General features: G+C 53.9%; 3 protein-coding genes. All 3 read left to right on the forward strand.

Features of this window, described 5'->3' with window-relative positions:
• Positions 1–447 precede the first annotated feature (447 nt).
• Genes AC1DLB_RS25140 through AC1DLB_RS25150 form a run of 3 tightly spaced genes read left to right on the forward strand, consistent with a single transcriptional unit; the run spans position 448 to position 2,960 of the window.
• A complete protein-coding gene (locus AC1DLB_RS25140; protein ID WP_367373104.1) occupies positions 448–1,893 on the forward strand; it encodes an SIR2 family protein in 1,446 nt (481 codons plus the stop codon).
• Between the two features lie 2 nt (positions 1,894–1,895).
• Positions 1,896–2,366 (forward strand): TIR domain-containing protein, encoded by a 471-nt coding sequence (locus AC1DLB_RS25145; RefSeq protein WP_234229297.1) that lies wholly within the window; start codon positions 1,896–1,898, stop codon positions 2,364–2,366.
• Between the two features lie 21 nt (positions 2,367–2,387).
• Positions 2,388–2,960 (forward strand): TIR domain-containing protein, encoded by a 573-nt coding sequence (locus tag AC1DLB_RS25150; RefSeq protein WP_367373105.1) that lies wholly within the window; start codon positions 2,388–2,390, stop codon positions 2,958–2,960.
• Positions 2,961–3,535 lie beyond the last annotated feature (575 nt).

Genomic DNA, 3,535 nt, shown 5'->3' on the forward strand with positions numbered 1-3,535 from the left:
ACCAACATCGATGTAGGACCACGAGGCCTCTGGTTACCGATTTTAAAGCCGGGTCCCTTTAAGCAGGGAGGCATAGCCTCCCTGCTTAAAGGGACCTCACTTAAAAAATCTAAACCCCATGCATCTGTCTGTGAAAAACCACTGATTTCCACCGGTGGATAATTGCATCCACAGCCGCAGAACTACCGAAAATTCGGGCCTTGACCCAAGTTATTCACCGACGTAAAAAAGATCGGGCAAAGCGCTGTCGTTGACAGCAACCCAGGTAACCAGAACCTTTAAGGCTACGCCACACCGTGTGCGGTTCACCCCGAGTGCGATTCGCGCCCGGAAGCTCGCATAGTTACTTGCCAGATCGGTGGACGCTTAATAACCCCCTGGCTGCATTGACACCCCCCCCTCTCCCCGTATGATGGCTACTGGCCAATTACAGGGAAGTATCCGGGTATGACCGGTAAGTTTTCAGCCGAAATTGAAGCGTTCATCAGAACGTATGTGAAGGACATTGAGAATGGGGGGGCCGCTGTGTTTGCCGGCGCGGGCCTTTCTAAAAGCTGCGGTTTCGTCAACTGGAGCGAGCTGCTCAGTGAAATCGCCGAAGAACTGGGTCTTAAGGTTGAGCTGGAGCACGACCTGATTTCGGTTGCGCAATACCATGTCAACCAGAAAAACAGCTCGAACGGCCTGGCCCGAAAAATCCTTGAAGAATTCTCGGAGCAGGCAGAACCCTCCGAAGCTCACGACATTATCTCCCGACTTCCGATCAGAACGTATTGGACGACCAACTACGACACTCTGATAGAAGATAGCCTCAAGCAGAACTACCGCGTCGCGGATATCAAACGCAAAACAGACGACCTAGTTACCACTCGCCCCAAGCGTGACGCCGTCGTTTACAAAATGCACGGTGACGTGTCGTCGCCAGGTGCTGCCATTCTCTATAAGTCTCAATACGAGAAATATCACAAGAGCCACGAAGCCTTTGTAACAACCCTGAGTGGGGATCTGATTTCTAAGACATTCCTGTTCATAGGCTTCAGTTTCACGGACCCCAACCTGGATTACGTGCTCAGTAGACTGCACGTGCCGGACGATTATCGGCGAACCCACTACTGCTTCCTTCGCAAGGAGCCTGCTGAGCTGCAAGGGAAGGAGGACGAAGAGTCCGCGAAGTATCGGCGGCGCCGACAGGAGCACCATGTTCGCGACCTGCTGCGGTTTGGCATTCAGGCACTTCTGATCGACGATTACAATGAAATACCGGTGATTTTGAAGGAGATCGAGAGCCGCTTCCTCAAGAAGACCATCTTCATTTCCGGTAGCGCCGAAGAGTACGGTGCCTGGGACAAGCAGGATGCCCTGAATTTCGTGCACTCCCTTTCTGCATCCTTGGTGAAAGGGGGTTACAGAGTCGTCAATGGATTTGGCTGGGGAATCGGGAGCGCGGTCATCAACGGTGCTCTCGATGCCATTTATTCCAAACCGGAAAAGTACTCAGAGGATCAACTCATCATGCGGCCGTTCCCGCAGGTGGCCTCGAATGGCAAAGACCTGCCCGATCTGTGGCATGAATACAGGCACCGCATGATTGGGCTTTCCGGCATAGCCCTCTTCATTTTCGGCAACAAGGTTAAGGACGGCAGCGTCGTTAACGCCGACGGCGTACATAAGGAATTCGAAATTGCTCAGGAGAAAGGCGTCGTAGCACTGCCCATTGGAACTACCGGTTACATGGCGAAGGCTCTGGCAGACGAGATGCTTGCGGATCCAGCTAACCACTTCTCCGATTATCCCTGGCTTGAAGCGGAGGTGGCGCAACTCGCGGACCCCGCAGCTAATCGGGCCAAAATCGAACGGCAGATTCTGTCCATCATTAAGAAACTTGGGGGTTAGGGATGAAACGCAAGGTTTTCTATAGCTTTCACTTCGACAACGATGTGATGCGAGTGCAGCAGATCCGCCGAATGGGTGCGCTGGAAGGCGATGAGCCCGTCAGCCCTAACACGTGGGAACAGATCAAACGCACTGAGCAAGGCGTGAAAAACTGGATCGACCAGAACCTGAACGGAAAATCTTGCTTAGTGGTGCTGATCGGCAGCCAGACCGCCAACCGTCCATGGGTCCAGTACGAAATCAAGCGAGCCTGGGAGCTGGGCAAGGCAGTGGTGGGCGTTCATATCCACCGCCTGAATTGCCCCCGCAATGGCTTCGGGACAATGGGGACCAACCCTTTTAATCAGTTCAGCTTCAAGAACAAAAGCGGCCAGATCGTTAAGCCCCTTGTGTATGAGCCCAACTATAGCGATGCCTATGGCGATATTAGGGACAACTTGGCGACCTGGATCGAAAACGCCATCAATCAGTAACCCATACCAGAAGTACTTAATATGGCTTTTTTTACCAAAAGCGAGGCGCGTGCCGCTGCGGCCGGCGCTCGTGGATATCGCACTGCAAAAGCTGTTCTGACCGCAACAATGGAAAACTACAAATCATACGAGGAGTTCGACATCTTCCTGTCACACTCCACCGACGATTCGGACCTTGTTCTGGGGGTGATGATCCTCCTGCAAAAGCAGGGAATGCGCGTCTATGTGGACTGGGTTGTCGACCGGCAACTGGACCGCAGCTCGGTGGACAAGGAGACAGCTGCCATCCTCCGAGACCGCATGAAGCACTCAAGCTCCATGATGTATATCGCCACTGAAAACTCTTCCAACTCGAAATGGATGCCCTGGGAGTTAGGGTTCTTCGACGGCCACAAGCCTGGCCGGGTCGCCATCCTTCCGCTGTTGGACTCTGAAAACCAGAGCTTCCAGGGACAAGAATATCTGGGTCTTTATCCGGTGGTCACCAAGTACTTAAAGAACCAAGTCACGAACCACTACGTCGAAGACCGCGGCAATAAGTGGAGTCATCTCGGTAGCTTTGCCCGTGGCGTACCCACGTGGAACAGCTATTGATAACCCTCTCCCCCCTTGTCTCGACATGCTTGGTCCCCCACGCTGTAGCATGACACTCACGCTTCTTCGGACCATTATCAGCCTCGCTCTAGGTTTTCCGACCGAGCCCCTGCGCATGGGATGACTTCACATTCCCACGCGCAGGGGTTCACATTAAAAAGACGACAAACGGCTAAATGTCCACCCAATATCACTAACGACCAACGCCTTCCAGCATCGCCGATTGGCGCAATGGACTGCGCGCAACTCGGTTGACCCAGCCATACGCGGGCGATAAAAAGAAGCCTCAAAGCGCTGCCGTTAGCGGCTCCCAGGTAGCCAGAACCTTTAAGGCTACGCCACACCGTGGTGGTTCTCCCAAAGTGCGATTAGCGTCCGGTAGCTCGCACGGTCACAGCGATGTGATGGATGCCTACTTTTACCAGTGCGCCCACTGCGGCAACTCATCCCCTTTCATAACTGCCCTGCAGCAACCTATCCGCTTGGCCATTTCCTTGCGCCAACCTGCGCCCGTCTCTTTCTTCCGGAAAGAGACGGGCGCTCCTACCGCTGCTGCAGCCCACCTCGTACAAGGC

The sequence above is a fragment of the Pseudomonas sp. 05N434 genome, assembly GCF_056396965.1.

Coding starts and splice junctions, on each gene's coding strand:
- AC1DLB_RS25145 (WP_234229297.1), top strand. CDS start 1,896: ATGAAACGCAAGGTTTTCTATAGCTTTCACTTCGACAACGATGTGATG.
- AC1DLB_RS25150 (WP_367373105.1), top strand. CDS start 2,388: ATGGCTTTTTTTACCAAAAGCGAGGCGCGTGCCGCTGCGGCCGGCGCT.
- AC1DLB_RS25140 (WP_367373104.1), top strand. CDS start 448: ATGACCGGTAAGTTTTCAGCCGAAATTGAAGCGTTCATCAGAACGTAT.